An 18,097-nucleotide genomic window follows, 5' to 3' on the forward strand; every position below is an offset into this window, starting at 1 on the left:
GATGCAGCCGACCAAAGCGCCGCGCCGACCGGCCCATCTGTGGAACTGGCTGGGCGTGGTGCCGTTTTTCCTGTTCGCGGCGCTGTTCCTGATATTGCCGACGATGCAGATCGTGCTGGGCGCGTTCCGCAGCCCCGACGGGGGCTTGACGCTGGCGAACCTGCGCGGGCTGTTCACGCCGAACATCATGGCGTCATACATGATTTCGATAAAGATTTCATTGGCTTCGGCGATCATGGGGTGCGTGATCGGCTTTTGCATCGCCGCCGCCGTCACGCTGGGGGGGCTGCCGCGCTGGATACGGGGGCCGCTGCTGACCTTTTCGGGGGTGGCGTCGAATTTCGCGGGCGTGCCGCTGGCTTTTGCCTTTCTGGCCACGCTGGGGCGGTTGGGGTTGGTGACCATCGTGCTGCGCGACTGGTTCGGGGTGAACCTTTACGCCACGGGGTTCAATATCCTGTCCTTCTGGGGGCTGACGCTGGTTTACCTGTTCTTCCAGATTCCGCTGATGATCCTGATCATCACGCCCGCGCTCGACGGGTTGAAGCGGGAATGGAAGGAGGCCGCGCTGATCCTTGGCGCGACGGGGCCGCAATACTGGCGGATGATCGCGCTGCCGATCCTGTTTCCGGCGCTGCTCGGGACATTCGCGCTGCTGTTTGCCAATGCCTTCGGCGCGGTGGCCACGGCGATCGCGCTGACAGGATCGTCGCTGTCGATCGTGCCGATCCTTCTGTTCGCGCAGATCAGGGGCGATGTGCTGGGGGACCCCGGTCTTGGCTATGCGCTGGCCTTCGGGATGATCGTGGTCACAGGTGTGGCCAATGCGGTCTATGTCTGGCTTCGGGCACGCAGCGAGAGGTGGATGAAATGAACCGCGTCTGGTCATGGCTCGCGCTGGGCGTGGGGCTTTTGTATTTCTTCCTGCCGCTGCTCGGGACGCTGGAATTCTCGTTGCGCAAGCGGAAGGGGGAATATTCGCTTGACGCCTATACGGCGGTCTTTGCCGACCCCGCCTTCCGCGCCACGTTGGGCTATTCGGTGGGAATGGCGCTGTTGACCATCGTGTTCGGCGTTCTTCTTGTCGTGCCAACGGCTTACTGGGTGCGGTTGAAGTTGCCGCGTCTGCGCCCTTGGGTCGAGTTCATCACGCTTCTGCCGCTGGTCATTCCGGCCATCGTGATCGTTTTCGGCTATATCCGGCTTTACAACACATCCAGCTTTCTGCCGCTGACGGGAAGCGCCTCGGGGACCAATCTGCTGTTGATGTTCGGCTATGCCACGCTTGCGCTGCCCTACATGTACCGCGCGGTGGATACGGGGTTGCGGACCATCGACATCGGCACGCTGACCGAGGCCGCGCAAAGCCTTGGCGCGGGGTGGGTCACCATTCTGGGGCGGATCATCCTGCCCAACGTGCTGGTCGCGGTGCTGTCGGGGGCGTTTCTGACCTTTGCCATCGTGATCGGGGAATTCACCCTTGCGGCGCTTTTGAACCGGCCTGCCTTTGGCCCCTACATGCAGCTTCTGGGGGCGAACAAGGCATATGAGCCGGCGGCCTTGGCGGTGATCGCCTTTGCCATCACATGGGCCTGCATGGGGTTGATCCAGCTGGTCACCCGATTTTCCAATCATACGCGAGTGAACGCATGACCTTTCTGTCGATTTCGCATCTGGAAAAATCCTTCGGGGCCAACAGGGTGGTCAAGGATTTCAACCTGCCGATCGAGAAGGGCGAGTTCGTGTCGCTGCTTGGCCCGTCAGGCTGCGGCAAGACGACGGTGTTGCGGATCGTGGCGGGGTTCGAGAGCCCCAGCTCGGGGTCGGTGACCATCGACGGGCAGGATGTGACGGGGTTGCGCCCCAATGACCGCAACATCGGGATGGTGTTTCAGGCCTATGCGCTGTTTCCCAACCTGACCGTGGCGCAGAACGTCGCCTTTGGCCTGAAGGTCAAGGGCGTGGCAAAGGCCGAGGCCGAGGCGCGGGTGGCCGAGATGCTGCGGCTGATCGGCCTGCCCGATCTTGGCGGGCGCTACCCCTATCAGCTTTCGGGGGGGCAACAGCAGAGGGTGGCGCTGGCGCGGGCGCTGGCGGTGCGGCCAAGGGTGCTGCTTCTGGACGAGCCGCTGTCGGCGCTGGACGCGAAGATACGCGTCTCGTTGCGGTCGGAGATCAGGGAGATCCAGCGCGAATTGGGGATCACCACGGTTTTCGTGACCCATGACCAGGAAGAGGCGCTGTCCATGTCGGACCGCGTGGTGGTGATGAATGGCGGGATCGCGGAACAGGTGGGCACGCCCTTCGAGGTGTATAACCGGCCGACGACGCGTTTCGTCGCCACCTTTGTCGGCACGCTGAACCTGTTCGAGGCGGAAGCGGATGGACAGGGTTTGCGCATCGCGGGCGTGCCCGTGCGGCTGCCCGAGGCGGTCGAGGCCGCGCGGGGCGGGCGGCTGAGTGTGGCCTTGCGGCCGGAATCGCTGCATCTGGGCGGGGGCGAGGTGACCTTGCCCGCCACGGTCGAGGCGGTGGAGTTCCTCGGCTCGATCCTGCGGTTGCGGTTGCGGGTGGCGGGGGTTCTGGTGGCGCTGGACACGTTCAACCGCGCCGATGCGCCGCCGCCTGCCTTGGGACGTGCTGTCGAGGTCGGGTTTTCGGCCCGCGATCTGGTGGTGCTGAACGGCTGAGGCGTCTTTCCGCGCGTATTTTGCCGCGATGGGGCCTGTTTTCAAGTATTAACGAGGGGTGATTTTAGCGGAGTTCATTATGACGCGACGTGTTGCGGTGTTGGTGGATGGTGACAACGTGCCCCCGTCGAAGGCCGCGCGGATCGTGGCCGAGGCCGAGAGGATCGGCCGTATCGACGTGTCGCGGGTTTACGGCGCGGTGAGCCGCACCCCCGGTTGGGACGCCGCGGCGGGGTTTCGCATGATGCATGCGGGGGCGGGCAAGAACGGCGCTGACCTTTTGTTGACCATCGACGCGATGGAACTGGCGCTGCTGGGCGGGTTCGAGGATTTCGTGCTGGCGACCTCGGACAGGGATCTTTCGCATCTGGCTTTGCGGCTGCGCGAGCGGGGGTGCCATGTGCTTGGCATCGGCGAGGCCAAGGCCACGGCCGATTTCCGGGCCGCTTGCAGCCGGTTCGTGGTGTTTCCCGATGAGGCGCCGGTCAGGGCGGATGCGCCTGTGGCGGTGGTGCCGGTTGTGCCGAAGCCCGCGCCCAAGCCCGCGCCGCCGAAGGTTGCACCACCAAAGGCTGTCGCTGCACCTGTGGCCGGACCGGCGGCGGGTGATCTGGATTTGAAGATCCGGGATATGATCGCGAAGTACAGCACGGGCGGCAAAGGCATAAAGTTGACCGAACTTGCCCCGAAGATGCATCAGACGCATCGGGTCATGATCAGCACCTATCCGGAGCGGACCTGGCGGGCCTATCTGATCAAACGGCCCAATCTTTACGAGGTCGATCCGCGCGGGGCCGAGGCGATGGTGCGCTTTCGTCCGGCGGGGTTCGGCCCCTGGGAGGCGGCGGGCTGATCGGGCGGGGCGGCTCTTGCCGTCGCGGGGCGCAGCAGGCCGTTTCCGGCGTATTTGCCGTTCTTGCGGCGGAAGGCGAGGGCGCTTTCGCCGAAGCGGCGGGTGAAGGCGCGCGATAGCACGCTGGCCGAGCTGAAGCCGGTGCGGATGGCGATGTCGGTCATGGGGGCGCTGCCGGTGGCGAGGATGCGGCGGGCGGCTTGCAGGCGCAGTTCGGAGTAGAAGGCGCCGGGACTGTAGCCGAGGCTGGACTGGAACAGGGTTTCCAGCCGCCGGACCGAAAGCTGCACGCGTTTGGCAAGGGCGGCGGTGGCAAGGGGGGTGGCGATGGTCGCCTCCATCAGGCGGATGGCGGCGGCGACCTTGTCATGCACGGCGATACCGCCGTATTGCGAGCGGCGTTGCGGGGTGGCGTGGTCGATGGTCGAGGTGATGAAGCTTGACGCCACCTCATGCGCGAGTTGCGCGCCGAAGCGGTTGCGGATCAGGTCGACCATCATGTCGAAGGCGGGGCCGGCACCGCCCGCGGTGATGACCCGCTCGCCTGTCACGTAGCGGTCGGGCAGCACGTCGAGGTCGGGGTATTCGAGGGCGAGGGCCTCGATATCCTCCCAATGCACGGTGACGCGCGCGCCTTTGAGCAGCCCTGCCTTGGCAAGGATCCATGTGCCGGTGTCGATGGCCCCGATGACGGGAACCGAGGCGGCGGCCTTGCGGATGTCGCGCAGGAGGGGGGCGGTCGTCACCTCGGCCACGCGGAAGCCTGCGATGACGATCAGCATGTCGAAGCCGCGCACCGCCGTCAGGTCCGGCCCGCCCGGCAGGTCGAGCCCGCAGGTCAGGGCCACAGACTCGGCGCCGGGCGAGATGACGAGCCATTGGAACGCCTCGTATCCCAGATGGCGGTTTGCCGAACGCAGCGGGTCGAGCGTCGAGGCGACGGTCAAGAGCGAGGCATGGGGCAGCACAAGGAAGCCCACGCGGAAGGGGTTCGGCGGTTTGGTCGGGGTCATGACGAATTTGCCCGTTTCATTGCGCAAAATGCAAAGCAGACCCCGTTTTAGCGGTTTATCAAGGGATGGCAATGAGGGAGGACGCGATGCCGCTAGCCATGAACCGCGAGGTTTTCATCACCTGTGCCGTGACAGGATCGGGTGGCACGCAGGACCGAAGCCCGCATGTGCCGCGTTCGCCCCAGCAGATCGCCGACAGCGCGATTGCGGCGGCCAAGGCCGGGGCGGCGGTGGTGCATTGCCATGTGCGCGACCCTGAAACGGGCAAGCCCTCGCGCGATCCGGCACTTTACCGCGAAGTGACCGAACGCATCCGCGACAGCGCGACCGATGTGGTGCTGAACCTGACGGCGGGCATGGGGGGCGACATCTATTTCGAAGGCTCCGAGGACATGGGCCGGATGGGGCCGCGCAGCGACATGGCGGGGGCGACCGAGCGTGTGGCGCATGTGGTCGATTGCCGTCCCGAGATCTGCACGCTCGATTGCGGGACGATGAACTTCAACGAGGCCGATTACGTCATGGTCAATACCCCCGGCCTGCTGCGCGACATGGCGCGGCGGATGACGGCGGCGGGCGTGCGGATCGAGATCGAGGCCTTTGATACCGGCCATCTGTGGCTGGCCAAGGAACTGGTGAAGGAAGGCGCGATCCCCGAGCCTGTGCTGGTGCAGCTGTGCATGGGCGTGCCGTGGGGCGCGCCCGACGACCTGAACACCTTTATGGCGATGGTCAACAACGTGCCTGCGGGCTGGCATTATTCGGCCTTTTCCATCGGGCGGAACCAGATGGCCTATGTCGCCGCCGCCGTGCTGGCGGGGGGCAATGTGCGTGTGGGTCTGGAAGACAACCTCTGGCTTGAGAAGGGCGTGCTTGCCACCAACGCGCAACTGGTCGAGCGGGCGGCAAGCATCATCGAGAACATGGGCGCGCGGGTCATTACCCCCGCCGAGGTGCGCGCGCGGCTGAAGCTCGAGAAGCGGCCGCCGTTGCCGCGCTGACCGGGGCCGCGCCGATGGACCCGATCCGCCCCACGGCCGCGCCCGTGCCGCCGCAAGCGGTGGCCAAGGTGATGCCGCTGGGGCGGGGATGGATGCTGCTGGCGCTCGAGACGGGGTTTGCGTTGCGCAACACCGCCGAAGGCGTGGAGCAGCGCCTGCGACCCGAAGAGGCCGAGGCCCTGCGCAAGGGCGAGATCACGCCCGAGGCGCTGGCCGCCCGCTTCGGCGGGGCGCATCACCAACCGGCAGCGGGTGCGGTGACAGTGGCCTTTTCGGCCGAGGCGATGCGGCTTTCGGGCCAGACGGGGCCAAGGGCCAAGGCACGGGCCAAGGCAGGGGCCGAAGCGCCGCCGCCCGCGCAAGGCGGGCGCTGGCGGATGGAATGGATCGGGGTGGCGCTGGCCGCCCTGCTGGTTCTGGTCCTGATCTGGGCCATGTGAGGAGAAGAAGATGGCACGCAAGGCAGGGATTATCGGCGGTGGTGTGATCGGCGGCGGTTGGGCCGCGCGCTTCCTGCTGAACGGGTGGGATGTGGTGGTCTTTGACCCCGACCCCGAAGCCCCGCGCAAGGTGGGCGAAGTGATCGCCAATGCCCGCAAGGCGCTGCCCGCGCTGTCGGACGGGCCGATGCCCGCCGAGGGGCGGCTGTCCTTTGCCGGGACCATCACCGAAGCGGTCGAAGGGGCGGATTACATTCAGGAAAGCGTGTCCGAGCGGCTTGACCTGAAGCACCGCGTTTTCGCGCAGATCCAGCAGGTGGCCCCCGACACGCCGATCGGGTCATCGACCAGCGGTTTCAAGCCGAGCGAGTTGCAGCAGAACGCCGCCAACCCCGCGACGATCTTTGTCGCCCATCCGTTCAACCCCGTCTACCTGCTGCCGCTGGCCGAGGTCGTGCCTTCGGCCAAGTCAGACCCTGCGCTGATCGAGGCGGCGAAAGAGACGCTGCGCGAGATCGGGATGTTCCCGCTGCATGTCAGGAAAGAGATCGACGCGCATATCGCGGACCGCTTCCTCGAGGCTGTCTGGCGCGAGGCGCTGTGGCTGGTCAAGGACGGTATCGCCACGACCGAGGAAATCGACGAGGCGATCCGCATGGGCTTTGGCCTGCGCTGGGGCCAGATGGGCCTGTTCGAGACCTATCGCGTGGCGGGCGGCGAGGCGGGGATGAAGCATTTCATGGCGCAGTTCGGGCCCTGCCTGACATGGCCCTGGACCAAGCTGATGGATGTGCCCGAGTTCAACGACGAACTGGTCGACCTGATCGCGGGGCAGTCCGATGCGCAATCGGGGATGTATACGATCCGCGAGCTTGAGCGCATCCGCGACCAGAACCTGATCGGCTTTCTGCGCGTGCTGAAAGAGCGCAACTGGGGTGCGGGCAAGGTGCTGCTTGAGCATGACGCGCGCCGCAAGGCGGCGCTTCCCGCGCCTGCGGCGGGGGACGGGCCGATGGAGACGGCGCGGATGACCGTGCTGCCCGGCTGGATCGATTACAACGGGCATATGACCGAAAGCCGCTACCTCTTTGCGGCCTCGGAAACCTCGGACGCGTTCTTGCGGCATATCGGGGCGGATATCGCCTATGTCGGGACGGGCTACAGCTATTACACCGCCGAGACGCATATCATGCATCTGGGCGAGGCGCGGTTGGGCGATGCGCTGACAGGCACGGTGCAGGTGCTGGCCGCCGATGAGAAGCGGCTGCACATCTTTATCCGCATCCTCAAGGACGGAGAGGCGGTGGCCACGCTGGAGCAGATGCTGCTGCATGTGGATATGAAGGCGGGCAAGACCTGCGCCGCGCCGCAGGCGATCCGCGACCGTCTGATGCCGATTGCCGCAGCCCATGCCGGTCTGCCGCGTCCCGAGGCTGCGGGGCGGGCCGTGGGGCAGCGCAAGTGAAACGCGTTCTGGTCACGGCGGGGGCGAATGGCATCGGGCTGGTGATGGCGCAGGCCTTTGCCGGCGCGGGCTGTCGCGTCTGGGTGACCGATGTCGATGCGGCGGCGGTGGAGCGGGTGCCCGCAGGCATCCGCGCCACGCTGTGCGACGCGGGGGACGAGGGCGCGATGGCGCGTCTGTTTTCGGCCATCGCGGCGGATTGGGGCGGGCTGGATGTGCTTTGCGCCAATGCCGGGATCAAGGGGCCGACGGCGGCGATCGAGGATATGCCGCTGGAGGACTGGCACCAGTGCCTTGGCGTCAACCTCGACGGGGCGATGCTGGCCGCGAAATACGGCGCAAGGCTGATGAAACCGGCGGGGGCGGGGGTGATGATCTTCACCTCGTCGACCAGCGGTCTTTACGGAACGCCGTTCCGTGCGCCCTATGTGGCGGCGAAATGGGGCGTGATCGGGTTGATGAAGACGGTGGCGATGGAGCTTGGGCCGCACGGCATCCGCGCCAATGCGATCTGCCCCGGTTCGGTGAATGGCCCGCGCATCGACCGCGTGATCGAAGCCGAGGCCGCGGCCAAGGGCATGACGCCCGACGCCGTGCGGCAGGGCTATGCCAGCGGCACGGCGATGAAGCGGCTGACCGATGCGGGGGATGTGGCGGCGATGGCGCTTTTCCTCGCCTCGGACGGGGCGAAGATGGTGTCGGGACAGGCGCTGGCTGTCGACGGCATGACATATAACGTGGACCCATAGGGGATTGGCGATGCATTTCGGTTTGACCGATGAACAGAAGATGATCGTCGAGACGACGCGCGCCTTCGTCGAGAACGAGCTTTACCCGCACGAGATCGAGGTGGAACGCACGGGCCATCTGCGGATGGAGCTGATCCGCGAGTTGCAGGCCAAGGCCATCGCGGCGGGGCTTTATGCCGCCAACATGCCCGCCGAGGTGGGGGGCGCGGGGCTCGATACGCTGTCGTGGCTGCTTTACGAGCGCGAGCTGGGGCGGGCGAACTATGCGCTGCACTGGACCTGCGTGGCGCGGCCGTCGAACATCCTGCTCGCCGGAACCGGGGCGCAGCGGGAGAAGTATCTTTACCCCTGCATCCGGGGCGAGAAATGGGACTGCCTTGCCATGACCGAACCGGGGGCGGGGTCGGATCTGCGGGGGATGAAGGCCAGCGCGCGGCAAGAGGGCAGCGATTGGGTGCTGAACGGCACCAAGCATTTCATCAGCCACGCCGACCTTGCCGATTTCGCCATCGTCTTCATGGCGAGCGGGGAAGAGGACACGCCGCGCGGCAAGAAGAAGCTGATCACGGCCTTTTTCGTCGACAAGGGCACCCCCGGCTTCACCGTGCGGGACGGATACCGCAACGTGAGCCATCGCGGCTATACCAACGCGGTGCTGGAGTTCGACAATTGCCGCATCCCCGCCGATCAGGTGCTGGGCGAGGTGCACAAGGGCTTCGAGGTGGCCAACACATGGCTCGGGGCCACGCGGTTGCAGGTCGCGGCCACCTGTCTTGGCCGCGCGGACCGTGCGCTGGGCCATGCGGTGCAATACGCCGCCGAACGCCAGCAATTCGGGCAGAGCATCGGCAAGTTCCAGGGCGTCAGCTTCAAGCTTGCCGATATGGCGATGGAGCTGAAGGCGGCGGAGCTGCTGACATGGGAGGCGGCGTGGCGCTTTGACGAGGGGTCGGTCACGGAAGCCGACATGTCGATGGCCAAGCTGAAGGCGACCGAGGTGCTGGCCTTTGTCGCGGACGAGGCGATCCAGATCCACGGCGGCATGGGGCTGATGGATGACCTGCCCCTGGAACGCATCTGGCGCGATGCGCGTGTCGAGCGGATCTGGGAAGGCACGAGCGAGATCCAGCGCCATATCATCAGCCGCCAGATGCTGCGGGCCTATGGCGCGTGACGTCCGGCGCAGCAAGGGGGGCTTTCCGCCCCCCTCGGGGCTTTGCCCCTCACCCCCCGAGGATATTTGAGAAAAGAAGAAACCGGATGTTAACTTTTGGCTGCGACTCTGGAGGCACGGTACAGGCGGGGACGCCGATGACCGTAAAAGGAGAAGGCACCCTGTCCTGCCCCGCAGGGCAGGGTGTTTCCTTGCCCTTCTTCTTTTTCCAAATATCCTCGGGGGGAGGGGTGCGGCACGCGCCCCGTGGGGGGCGGAAAGCCCCCCTTCGGAGACAAACGGCGCCTTGCGCCGTGCAGGCGACAGCAAGGGCGTCTGCGCGGAACGCGCAGGCTTTCGGGTTGGAGCGGCGCCATGCGTGATCTTTCGCGGCTGCTGCGGCCGAAGTCGATTGCGGTGCTTGGCTCGGGCTGGGCGAAGAATGTGATCGAGCAATGCCAGAAGATGGGGTTTCAGGGTCCGGTCTGGCCCGTCCACCCCTCGCGCGAGGAGATTGCAGGGGTGCGGTGCTACCGCGCGCTGTCCGACCTTCCGGCACCGCCGGATGCGACCTTTATCGGGGTGAACCGGCATGCCACGCTGGATGTCGTGGCGGAGCTTGCGGCGATGGGGGCGGGGGGGGCCACCTGTTTTGCGAGCGGATGGGAAGAGGCGGGCGAGGCGGATTTGCAGGCGCAGCTCGTGGCGGCGGCGGGGGATATGCCGATCCTCGGGCCGAATTGCTACGGGGTGATCAACTACCTCGACGGGGCTTTGCTTTGGCCCGACCAGCATGGCGGGCGGCGGGTGGAGCGGGGGGTGGCGCTGCTGTCGCAATCCTCGAACATCGTGATCAACCTGACCATGCAGGCGCGGGGTTTGCCGGTCGCCTATGTCGCCTGCCTTGGCAATGCGGCGCAGGTCGGGCTGGCAGAACTTGCCGGGGCGTTGCTGGCGGATGATCGGGTGACGGCGCTTGGCATGTATGTCGAAGGGATCGACGACGCGGCGGGCTTTGCGGCGCTGGCCGACGCGGCGCGGGCTGCGGGCAAGGGGATTGTCTGCATCAAATCGGGCAAGACGGAGTTGAGCCGCACGGCGGCGGCGTCGCACACGGCCTCGCTTGCCGGAGGGGGGGCGGCGTCTTCGGCCTTTCTGCGGGCATGCGGGGTGGCAGAGGTCAGCACGCCTGCCGAATTGATCGAGACGTTGAAGATATTCCACCTGTGCGGGCCGCAGATCGGGGGCCGCTTGTGTTCGCTGTCCTGTTCGGGCGGCGAGGCGGGGTTGGTGGCGGACCTTGCCGCGCCCTTCGGGTTGGACTTCCCGCCGCCGTCCGAGGCGCAGCGGCAGCGGCTGGGGGACATCCTTGGCCCTATCGTCGCCATCGCCAACCCGTTGGATTACCATACGTTCATCTGGGGCGACGGGCCGCGCACGACGGATGTCTTTACCACGATGCTTGCGGGGTATGACGCGGGTATCTTCATCATCGACCCGCCGCGACCGGACCGCTGCGATCCGTCGAGTTTCCAGCCCGCGCTGGATGCCATCGTCTCGGCCGCGCGCAGCACGGGAAAGCCCGCTTTCGCCGTGGGGTCGCTCCCTGAGAATTTCGACGAGGATCGGGCGATTGCGATGATGGAGCGCAATGTCGTGCCGATGATGGGCCTCGAGACGGCATTGGGCGCGATACGGGCGGCGCAGACGGGGCCGAACCGTGGCGGCTGGCGGCCTTGGGCCGTGGTGCCTGCCCGGCCCTTGCGGATGCGCGACGAGGCTTCGGCCAAGGCGCTTTTGGCGGCAAGCGGGGTGGCCGTGCCGAAGGGGGGGACCTCGGCCACGCTTGCGGGGCTGGATGTGGCGGGGCTGGAGGCGCCTTTCGTGCTGAAGGGGCTGGGCTTCGCGCATAAGACGGAAGCCGGGGCCGTGCGGCTGGGGCTTGCCTCGCTTGACGGGCAAGCCGCGATGGCGGGGGCCACGGGATATCTTGTCGAAGAGATGGTCACGGGGGTTGTGGCCGAAATGCTGGTCGGGCTGCGGCGCGATCCGGTTTACGGGGCCACGCTGACGCTGGGCTTCGGCGGGGTGACGGCGGAAGTGCTGGCCGATACGGTGACGCTGGTGCTGCCCGTGACCGAAGACGCGGTGGTGGCGGCGCTGCGCGGATTGCGGCTGTGGCCGCTGCTGGACGGCTATCGCGGGCGGGCGCGGGCGGATGTTGCGGCGCTGGTGCGGGCCGTGATGGCGTTGCAGGCGTTGATGGCCGCAAGCCCGGCTTTGGACGAGATTGAAATCAACCCGCTGATGCTGCGCGAGGCGGGTGCCGTGGCGGTGGATGCGGTGATCTGGGAGGAGGCGAGATGATGCAGATGCGCACGGACGGGCCGATCAGGACGCGGCGCGAGGGGGCCATTCTTGAGGTCACGCTGGACCGGCCCAAGGCCAATGCCATCGATCTGGTGACAAGCCGGATCATGGGCCATGTTTTCCGCGACTTCCGCGACGATGATAGCCTGCGCGTGGCGATCCTGCGGGCCGAGGGGGAAAAGTTCTTCTGCCCCGGATGGGACCTCAAGGCCGCGGCGGCGGGGGATGCGGTCGATGGCGATTACGGGGTGGGCGGTTTCGGCGGCTTGCAGGAATTGCCGAACCTGAACAAGCCGGTGATTGCCGCCGTGAACGGCATTTGCTGCGGGGGAGGGCTGGAGCTTGCGCTGTCTTGCGATCTGATCCTTGCCAGCGGGAACGCGACCTTTGCGCTGCCGGAGATCCGGTCGGGGACGGTTGCGGATGCGGCGAGCATCAGGCTGCCGAAGCGGATACCCTATCACGTGGCGATGGACCTTTTGCTGACGGGGCGCTGGTTCGATGCCGACGAGGCGCTGCGCTGGGGGCTGCTGAAAGAGATCACCACCCCCGCCGATCTGCTGCCCAAGGCATGGGATCTGGCGCGGCTTCTGGAAAGCGGGCCGCCGCTGGTTTACGCCGCGATCAAAGAGGTCGTGCGAGAGGCGGAAGCCATGCGGTTTCAGGACGCGCTCAACCGTATCACCAAGCGGCAGATGCCGACGGTGGACCGGCTTTATTCCAGCGAGGACCAGCTTGAGGGGGCGCGGGCCTTTGCCGAAAAGCGCGATCCGGTGTGGAAGGGGAAATAGGCGTCAGAGGTCGCCCACCTGCGGGCCCCATGTGTCTGACAGGGCGAAGCCCGTGGCGAAGGGGTCGTCGGGGGATAGGCGCAATTCCTCGCGGCCATAGACCCATGCGCTGCCAGTGATGCGGGGCAGGACGGCGCGGTAGGGGCCGACGGAGGTTTCGCCGATGGCCTCGGCCGTGAAGGTGCCGCCGATGATGCTGCACGAGGTGCGCAAACCGCCCAAGGCGATTTCGCCGCGCGCGAACATGCAGGCGAGGTTGGCCGATGATCCCGTGCCGCAGGGCGAGCGGTCGACACGGCCGGGTTTCAGCGTGGTGCAGGTGCGGATGGTGCCGCCCCCTTCGCGCGCGCGGAACATGACATAGGCGACCTCGTCGAGACCCGCGATCCCGGGGTGGTGGATGTCGATCTGGCCGCGCAGGTCGGATTTGATGGCGATGCCCGCTTCGGCCAGGGCGCGGGCGTTGGCGGGTTCGATGGTCAGGCCGATCTGGTCTACATCGACAAGGGCGTAGAACACGCCGCCAAAGGCTATGTCGGCGCGGATCGTGCCGAAGGCGGTGGTGCGGACGGGGGCGTCGAGGGCAAGGGCAAAGGCGGGGACATTGTCGAGGCTGACCGAAAGGCAGCGCCCGTTCTTGCAGCGCGCGCGGGCGATGACAAGGCCTGCGGCCGTGTCGAGGCGCAGCGTGGTTTCGGGTTCGACCATCCTGACGCGGCCCGATTCCAGCAGGGCGGTGACGACGCAGATGCAGTTCGACCCGCTCATCGGATGGGCGCGGTCGGGTTGCAGGACGATGAAGGCGGCGTCGGCGTCCGCACGGCAGGGTGGCAGCAGAAGGTTCGTCGTCATCGCCACATGGGCGCGCGGCTCGAAGGTGACAAAGCGGCGAAGGCTGTCGTCTACCTGATTGATATGGTTCATCTTCTCAAGGATCGTCGCGCCGGGGATATCGGGGGCGCCGCCGATGATGACGCGGCCGATCTCGCCCTGGCAATGGACTTGAAGCAGGTCGAGGGAGCGTTCGAATTTCATGTGATGGCCAAGCCCCGCGTTGCAGTTCCGGCCCCGTGGCCGCTGTGGTTTCGACCTCGGCCCAAGTGCCGAGGGTGGGTTGGGCAAGGGTCGATGCGACAGGGCTTCAGGTCAAGCGAAGGCTTGGCCCCCGTGATCCGCTCGCCCGTGATCCGTTGGCCCGTCAGCCGCGCCGTGCTCGCGGCACGGGTCGGGCCAAGGTGGCGGTGGCCCGTGGCGCAGGGCAGGCCCTTTCTTTCCGATGCCGGAAAGACCGGCACGGTATCGGGCAGGGCGGGGCGTGTAATCGGACGGTTCAGGCTGATGCCCGCCCCGGTGACGACCGTAACCATGCGTCTCTCCAAAGGCCGCCACCCCGCGCCGCGCGATCCTGACCCGCGTCTGCGGCTTTGCCTGTTCATCCTTGTTCAAATACTCCGGGGGGTGCGGGGGGCTGGCCCCCCGCTGCCAAAGGCCGTCATTTCCAGGTGATGATCCCTTGCATCGCGGCGGCGAATTCGGCCTTTTCCGCATCGGTCAGGGGGCCGAAGGGCAGGCGGCATTCGCCGACGGGAGTGCCCTGCAATTCGCAGCCGTATTTCAGCTTTTGCACGAACTTGCCCGATTCAAGCACGTTCATCGCGGGCCAGAGCGCCTGCATGATCTCTTTGGCACGGGCATGGTTTCCCGCGCGGAAGGCCGCGTCCATGTCGCAGACGGGTTTGGCCATGCAATTGGCCGGGCCGCAGATCCACGAGTCGGCGCCCCATTGCATGAAATCCCAAGCGATGTCGTCAGAGCCTGAAACAAGCTGGATGCGTTCCGCGTAGCGGGTAGAAATGCCGATGGCGCGTTGCAGCACGCCCGAGGATTCCTTGATGCCGATGATATGCGGATTGTCGGCCAGCGCGTCGAGCGCCTCGTATCCGATTTCGACCCCGTCTTTGCCGGGGTAGGAGTAAAGCACGATGTCCATGCCGGTAGCACTGGTCACCGCGTTGAAATGGTTGACGATTTCTGCCTGAGACGGTTTGGTGTAGAAGGGCACGGCCAGAAGGACGGCGTGGTAGCCCATGTCCCTGGCCCGCAGCGTGTTGGCGATGACGCCCGCGGTCGAGGGGGCGTTGGTGCCGGCGATCAGGGTTTCCGAGGGAAGGGCGAAATCCTTGACGAAGCGCAGCACGCTGTCGCGTTCGGCATCGGTCATCAGGTTGTATTCGCCCGACGATCCGCAGGGCACCCAGCCTGCGACACCTGCCGCGCGCAGGGCCGCGAGATGGGCGCCGAAGGCTGCGAAATCGATCTGGCCCGCTGCATCGAAGGGGGTGACGAGAGCGGGCAGCACGCCCGAGAGTTTCAGCATGGCGAGGGTCCTTTGCGGGGGAAGTGCGTGATCGTGTCGCCACGCTGTCGACGTATTTCTGCCTGCGGGGCAGGGGTCCGTCAACACAAAAATAATCTGTGTCGACACGATGCGCCGATGGGGCTAGCCTTGCCGGGGGCGATGCAGGAGTGCCGATGGAAGAGGAAAGCGAGACCCGTCGCGCCAAGGGAACCGGCGCGCGCTTTGCCTACGAGACGATCCGCGACGAGATTCTTGCCCTGACGCTGGGGCCGGGGCAGTTGCTGGACGAGACCTCGCTTGCCGAAAGGTTCGGCATGTCACGCTCGCCCGTGCGCGAGGCGTTGATCCGGCTGGCGGGCGAGGAGCTGGTGGTGATGCTGCCCAACCGGTCAACCATCGTGGCGCCGATCGATGTGCAGGCCTTTCCGAAATATGTCGAGGCGCTGGATCTGGCGCAGCGGGTGAACACGCGGCTTGCGGCCGAATTGCGCAGCGATGCCGATTTGCGGGCGATCGCGGCGCGGCAGCGGGAATTCGAGATGGCGGTGAAGTCGGGCAAGCATCTTGCGATGTCCGAGGCGAACAAACGCTTTCACATGGCCATTGCCGAGGCGGGGCGGAATGCGTTTCTCGCCTCGTTCTACGAGCGGTTGCTCGATCAGGGGCGGCGCATCCTGCACCTGCATTTCGACTATCTGGAGCGGACGCGGAACGGTTCTTTACTGACCGACGAGCATGGCGAGATGCTCGAGGCGATCCGCAAGCGGGATGTGGCGCGGGCCGATGCGCTGGCCCATGCCCATACGCGGCAGTTCCGCGACAATTTCTTCGACTTCATGAAGGAAAACCACGCGCAAGGCATGTCGCTCGAGGCGCCCGCGCCTTTGACGTGAGCGTGGCCTGCGCTGCGGGCCCTGCCGCTTTCGGGCGGCGGGGCGCGCGGCGTCGGGGCCGTATCTGCCTGCGGGGCAGGGGCAGCACCGTCTGACCGGGCGGGGCTTTGGCGTGCCGCGAGAAACTTCTTGTAACTTCACAAAATTATGCAAAGTTGTGTTGCAAGGAGAATCGCATGCTTGGAAACCGCTTTGCCACCCGCATCAATTCCTTTGCCTCGGCGGCCCATGACTATTGGGCCGGCCAGCAGGCGAAGCCGTCGCTCGAGCAGATGATCCGGCGTGCCGCCACTGTTCCGGGGTTGACGGAGCTGGACCTGAACTATCCCGACCACGTGGGCGGCGACCCTGCCGCCGTGGCGGCGATGGTGCGGGATTGCGGGTTGCAGATCAGCGGTCTGGCGATGCGATACTATACCAATCCGGCCTTCAAGCGCGGGGCCTTTACCAACCCCGACCGTGCCGTGCGGCGCGAGGCGATTGATCTGACCAAGCGCGGGATCGATGCCGCCCGCGCCATGGGCGCGCCGATGATGACGCTGTGGCTGGGGCAGGACGGCTTTGATTACGCCTTTCAGTGCGACTATCAAAGGTTGTGGGCGGATGAGGTCGAGGGGATTGCGGAAGTTGCCGCGCATGACCCCGATTGCCTGATTTCCATCGAATACAAGCCCAACGAACCCCGGTCCTACAGCCTTTTGCGCGATGCCGCGACGACGCTGCTCGCCATCGACGAGGCGGGGGCAGACAACCTGGGCGTGACGATCGATTTCGCCCATGCGCTTTACGCCGACGAGCAGCCCGCCAATGCGGCGGCGATGGTGATGCGCCGGTCGCGGCTGTTGGGGCTGCACCTGAACGACGGCTACGCCAAGCGCGATGACGGGCTGATGGTGGGGGCCGTGCATATGCAGGCGACGCTGGAACTGCTGGCCGAGGTGAAGCGCGGCGGCTTTGACGGGGCGGTCTATTTCGACACGTTCCCCGATGCCTCGGGTCTTGATCCGGTGGCGGAATGCGCGGCGAACATCCGCACCGTGCGCCGGATGCTGGCGGCAGTGGAACGGATGGAGGGCGATAACCGGATGGCCGATGCCAAGGCGCGCCACGATCCGGTGACGGCGCAAGAGATCGCGCAGCTGGCCCTTTCCGGAGGTGTCTTGGCAGCCTGAACTTTACGAAACTACATGAAATCGTGTTGATAGGGAGGAAACCATGCAACAGATTCTGAAAGGCGGCCTTGCTGCCGCAGCCCTTGCCCTGACCGTCGGGATGGTGCAGGCGCAAGACCTTGCACCGCTGAATTCCGACTCGGAGCCTGACCGGATGGACTGGTCCGAGCTGGACGCCAAGTTCGGCGCCTTGCCCGCCGTTCCGGCAGGGACCAAGGTCGGCGGCGTGTCGAAAACGCTGACCAACGAATACTGGCGCTCGCTCGGGCAGGGTTACCAGAACGTGGCCGACAAGCTGGGCATCGAATTCGTCTATCAGGCGGCGCAGTCCGAAGGCGACCAGTTGGGCCAGCTTGCGATTGCGGAAAACCTGATCAGCCAGGGGTTCAACGCGCTCTTGTTCTCGCCCCAGACCGACGCCAACCTGATCCCTGCGATGGAAAAGGCCACGGCCGCCGGGGTTCCGGTGCTAAACGTCAATGACGCGGTGATCCCTTCGGCCGCGCATTACGTGGGCAACGTGCAAAAGGGCAATGGCGTGAACGTCGCCAACTGGTTCATCGCCAACCGCCCCGATGGCGGCAAGGTCGCGGTGATCGAGGGCCAGCCCGGTGTTTACGCCGCAGGCCAGCGCACGGCGGGCTTTACCGAAACCATCACGGCGGCGGGCAAGTTCGAGGTCGTCGCCTCGGTTCCCGCGAACTGGAGCCGTGAAGAGGCGTTCAACGCGGCGGCGACGATCTTGCAGCAATACCCCGACCTGATCGGTTTCTATGCCAACAACGACGGCATGGCGCTGGGTGTGGTCGAGGCGGTCAAGGCCGCTGGCAAGCAGGAGCAGGTCGCGGTTTTCGGAACCGACGGCATCTCGGACGCCTACGCCGCCGTGCGGGCGGGTGATCTGACGGGAACGGTCGACAGCTTCCCCGTGCTGACGGGCGAGGTGGCGATGGAAGTGGCGCTGCGTCTGATGGCGGGCCAAGCCCTGCCGCGTGTGGTCGCAACGCCGCAGGCGCTGATCACCAAGGACAATGTGGAAACCTTTGCCACATCGGACATGGCCGCGCTGCGCGCCGCTTTGCTGGCCCAATAACGGCCAAACCATCGTCCCGCCCGCCGCTTTCGCGGGCGGGACGACCCTTTTCACG

Annotated in this window: 17 protein-coding genes; 14 read left to right on the plus strand and 3 right to left on the minus strand. The window is 66.0% G+C overall.

Going from position 1 to position 18,097, the window contains the following annotated elements:
- Position 1 precedes the first annotated feature (1 nt).
- The 4 genes from H7F16_RS05940 to H7F16_RS05955 all read left to right on the plus strand — a co-directional run bounded on the left by H7F16_RS05940 (position 2) and on the right by H7F16_RS05955 (position 3,543).
- A complete protein-coding gene (locus H7F16_RS05940) occupies positions 2-874 on the plus strand; it encodes an ABC transporter permease (protein ID WP_185796673.1) in 873 nt (290 codons plus the stop codon).
- On the plus strand, positions 871-1,653 hold the full coding sequence (locus H7F16_RS05945; RefSeq protein WP_185796674.1) for an ABC transporter permease: 783 nt from the start codon (positions 871-873) through the stop codon (positions 1,651-1,653). Before H7F16_RS05940 ends, H7F16_RS05945 begins: the two co-directional genes overlap by 4 nt.
- Positions 1,650-2,690 (plus strand): ABC transporter ATP-binding protein, encoded by a 1,041-nt coding sequence (locus tag H7F16_RS05950; protein ID WP_185796675.1) that lies wholly within the window; start codon positions 1,650-1,652, stop codon positions 2,688-2,690. The genes H7F16_RS05945 and H7F16_RS05950 overlap by 4 nt, the downstream gene beginning before the upstream one ends.
- Before the next feature lie 79 nt (positions 2,691-2,769).
- On the plus strand, positions 2,770-3,543 hold the full coding sequence (locus tag H7F16_RS05955) for an NYN domain-containing protein (RefSeq protein WP_185796676.1): 774 nt from the start codon (positions 2,770-2,772) through the stop codon (positions 3,541-3,543).
- Here H7F16_RS05955 and H7F16_RS05960 read toward each other — a convergent pair.
- Positions 3,462-4,556, minus strand: coding sequence for a GlxA family transcriptional regulator (locus tag H7F16_RS05960; RefSeq protein ID WP_185796677.1), 1,095 nt, complete (start codon positions 4,554-4,556; stop codon positions 3,462-3,464). The genes H7F16_RS05955 and H7F16_RS05960 overlap by 82 nt on opposite strands.
- Before the next feature lie 86 nt (positions 4,557-4,642).
- Between H7F16_RS05960 and bcoG the strand changes: the two genes are divergently transcribed.
- The 7 genes from bcoG to H7F16_RS05995 all read left to right on the plus strand — a co-directional run bounded on the left by bcoG (position 4,643) and on the right by H7F16_RS05995 (position 12,525).
- Positions 4,643-5,557, plus strand: coding sequence for a 3-dehydrocarnitine:acetyl-CoA trimethylamine transferase BcoG (gene bcoG / locus H7F16_RS05965; RefSeq protein WP_185796678.1), 915 nt, complete (start codon positions 4,643-4,645; stop codon positions 5,555-5,557).
- 14 nt (positions 5,558-5,571) lie between these two features.
- Positions 5,572-5,997 carry a hypothetical protein gene (locus H7F16_RS05970; protein WP_185796679.1) on the plus strand — a complete coding sequence of 142 codons (426 nt, stop codon included), beginning with the start codon at positions 5,572-5,574 and terminating at the stop codon, positions 5,995-5,997.
- Positions 5,998-6,007: 10 nt separating this feature from the next.
- On the plus strand, positions 6,008-7,462 hold the full coding sequence (locus H7F16_RS05975) for a carnitine 3-dehydrogenase (protein WP_185796680.1): 1,455 nt from the start codon (positions 6,008-6,010) through the stop codon (positions 7,460-7,462).
- On the plus strand, positions 7,459-8,211 hold the full coding sequence (locus H7F16_RS05980) for an SDR family oxidoreductase (RefSeq protein ID WP_185796681.1): 753 nt from the start codon (positions 7,459-7,461) through the stop codon (positions 8,209-8,211). Before H7F16_RS05975 ends, H7F16_RS05980 begins: the two co-directional genes overlap by 4 nt.
- A gap of 10 nt (positions 8,212-8,221) precedes the next feature.
- On the plus strand, positions 8,222-9,385 hold the full coding sequence (locus H7F16_RS05985) for an acyl-CoA dehydrogenase family protein (protein WP_185796682.1): 1,164 nt from the start codon (positions 8,222-8,224) through the stop codon (positions 9,383-9,385).
- A 354-nt stretch (positions 9,386-9,739) separates the two neighbouring features.
- Positions 9,740-11,731, plus strand: coding sequence for an acetate--CoA ligase family protein (locus tag H7F16_RS05990; RefSeq protein WP_185796683.1), 1,992 nt, complete (start codon positions 9,740-9,742; stop codon positions 11,729-11,731).
- Entirely contained in the window at positions 11,728-12,525 is a 798-nt protein-coding gene (locus tag H7F16_RS05995; RefSeq protein ID WP_185796684.1) for a carnitinyl-CoA dehydratase, read from the plus strand. Before H7F16_RS05990 ends, H7F16_RS05995 begins: the two co-directional genes overlap by 4 nt.
- Positions 12,526-12,528: 3 nt before the next feature.
- Here H7F16_RS05995 and H7F16_RS06000 read toward each other — a convergent pair whose 3' ends face one another.
- Complete coding sequence (locus tag H7F16_RS06000) at positions 12,529-13,560, minus strand: proline racemase family protein (protein ID WP_185796685.1); 1,032 nt, start codon at positions 13,558-13,560, stop codon at positions 12,529-12,531.
- A 457-nt stretch (positions 13,561-14,017) separates the two neighbouring features.
- Positions 14,018-14,902 carry a dihydrodipicolinate synthase family protein gene (locus H7F16_RS06005; RefSeq protein ID WP_206682579.1) on the minus strand — a complete coding sequence of 295 codons (885 nt, stop codon included), beginning with the start codon at positions 14,900-14,902 and terminating at the stop codon, positions 14,018-14,020.
- A gap of 155 nt (positions 14,903-15,057) precedes the next feature.
- Between H7F16_RS06005 and H7F16_RS06010 the strand changes: the two genes are divergently transcribed.
- The 3 genes from H7F16_RS06010 (at position 15,058) to H7F16_RS06020 (ending at position 18,042) form a co-directional block, all read left to right on the plus strand.
- Complete coding sequence (locus H7F16_RS06010; protein ID WP_185796686.1) at positions 15,058-15,777, plus strand: GntR family transcriptional regulator; 720 nt, start codon at positions 15,058-15,060, stop codon at positions 15,775-15,777.
- A 176-nt stretch (positions 15,778-15,953) separates the two neighbouring features.
- Complete coding sequence (locus tag H7F16_RS06015) at positions 15,954-16,949, plus strand: sugar phosphate isomerase/epimerase family protein (protein WP_185796687.1); 996 nt, start codon at positions 15,954-15,956, stop codon at positions 16,947-16,949.
- A gap of 43 nt (positions 16,950-16,992) precedes the next feature.
- Positions 16,993-18,042, plus strand: coding sequence for a sugar ABC transporter substrate-binding protein (locus H7F16_RS06020; RefSeq protein ID WP_185796688.1), 1,050 nt, complete (start codon positions 16,993-16,995; stop codon positions 18,040-18,042).
- Positions 18,043-18,097 lie beyond the last annotated feature (55 nt).

The sequence above is a fragment of the Paragemmobacter straminiformis genome, from assembly GCF_014243445.1.
Taxonomy (GTDB): Bacteria; Pseudomonadota; Alphaproteobacteria; order Rhodobacterales; family Rhodobacteraceae; genus Paragemmobacter; species Paragemmobacter straminiformis.

Coding starts and splice junctions, on each gene's coding strand:
- H7F16_RS05945 (WP_185796674.1), top strand. CDS start 871: ATGAACCGCGTCTGGTCATGGCTCGCGCTGGGCGTGGGGCTTTTGTAT.
- H7F16_RS06020 (WP_185796688.1), top strand. CDS start 16,993: ATGCAACAGATTCTGAAAGGCGGCCTTGCTGCCGCAGCCCTTGCCCTG.
- H7F16_RS05995 (WP_185796684.1), top strand. CDS start 11,728: ATGATGCAGATGCGCACGGACGGGCCGATCAGGACGCGGCGCGAGGGG.
- H7F16_RS05975 (WP_185796680.1), top strand. CDS start 6,008: ATGGCACGCAAGGCAGGGATTATCGGCGGTGGTGTGATCGGCGGCGGT.
- H7F16_RS05985 (WP_185796682.1), top strand. CDS start 8,222: ATGCATTTCGGTTTGACCGATGAACAGAAGATGATCGTCGAGACGACG.
- H7F16_RS05940 (WP_185796673.1), top strand. CDS start 2: ATGCAGCCGACCAAAGCGCCGCGCCGACCGGCCCATCTGTGGAACTGG.
- bcoG (WP_185796678.1), top strand. CDS start 4,643: ATGCCGCTAGCCATGAACCGCGAGGTTTTCATCACCTGTGCCGTGACA.
- H7F16_RS06015 (WP_185796687.1), top strand. CDS start 15,954: ATGCTTGGAAACCGCTTTGCCACCCGCATCAATTCCTTTGCCTCGGCG.
- H7F16_RS05960 (WP_185796677.1), bottom strand. CDS start 4,556: ATGACCCCGACCAAACCGCCGAACCCCTTCCGCGTGGGCTTCCTTGTG.
- H7F16_RS06005 (WP_206682579.1), bottom strand. CDS start 14,902: ATGCTGAAACTCTCGGGCGTGCTGCCCGCTCTCGTCACCCCCTTCGAT.
- H7F16_RS06000 (WP_185796685.1), bottom strand. CDS start 13,560: ATGAAATTCGAACGCTCCCTCGACCTGCTTCAAGTCCATTGCCAGGGC.
- H7F16_RS05970 (WP_185796679.1), top strand. CDS start 5,572: ATGGACCCGATCCGCCCCACGGCCGCGCCCGTGCCGCCGCAAGCGGTG.
- H7F16_RS05950 (WP_185796675.1), top strand. CDS start 1,650: ATGACCTTTCTGTCGATTTCGCATCTGGAAAAATCCTTCGGGGCCAAC.
- H7F16_RS06010 (WP_185796686.1), top strand. CDS start 15,058: ATGGAAGAGGAAAGCGAGACCCGTCGCGCCAAGGGAACCGGCGCGCGC.
- H7F16_RS05990 (WP_185796683.1), top strand. CDS start 9,740: ATGCGTGATCTTTCGCGGCTGCTGCGGCCGAAGTCGATTGCGGTGCTT.
- H7F16_RS05955 (WP_185796676.1), top strand. CDS start 2,770: ATGACGCGACGTGTTGCGGTGTTGGTGGATGGTGACAACGTGCCCCCG.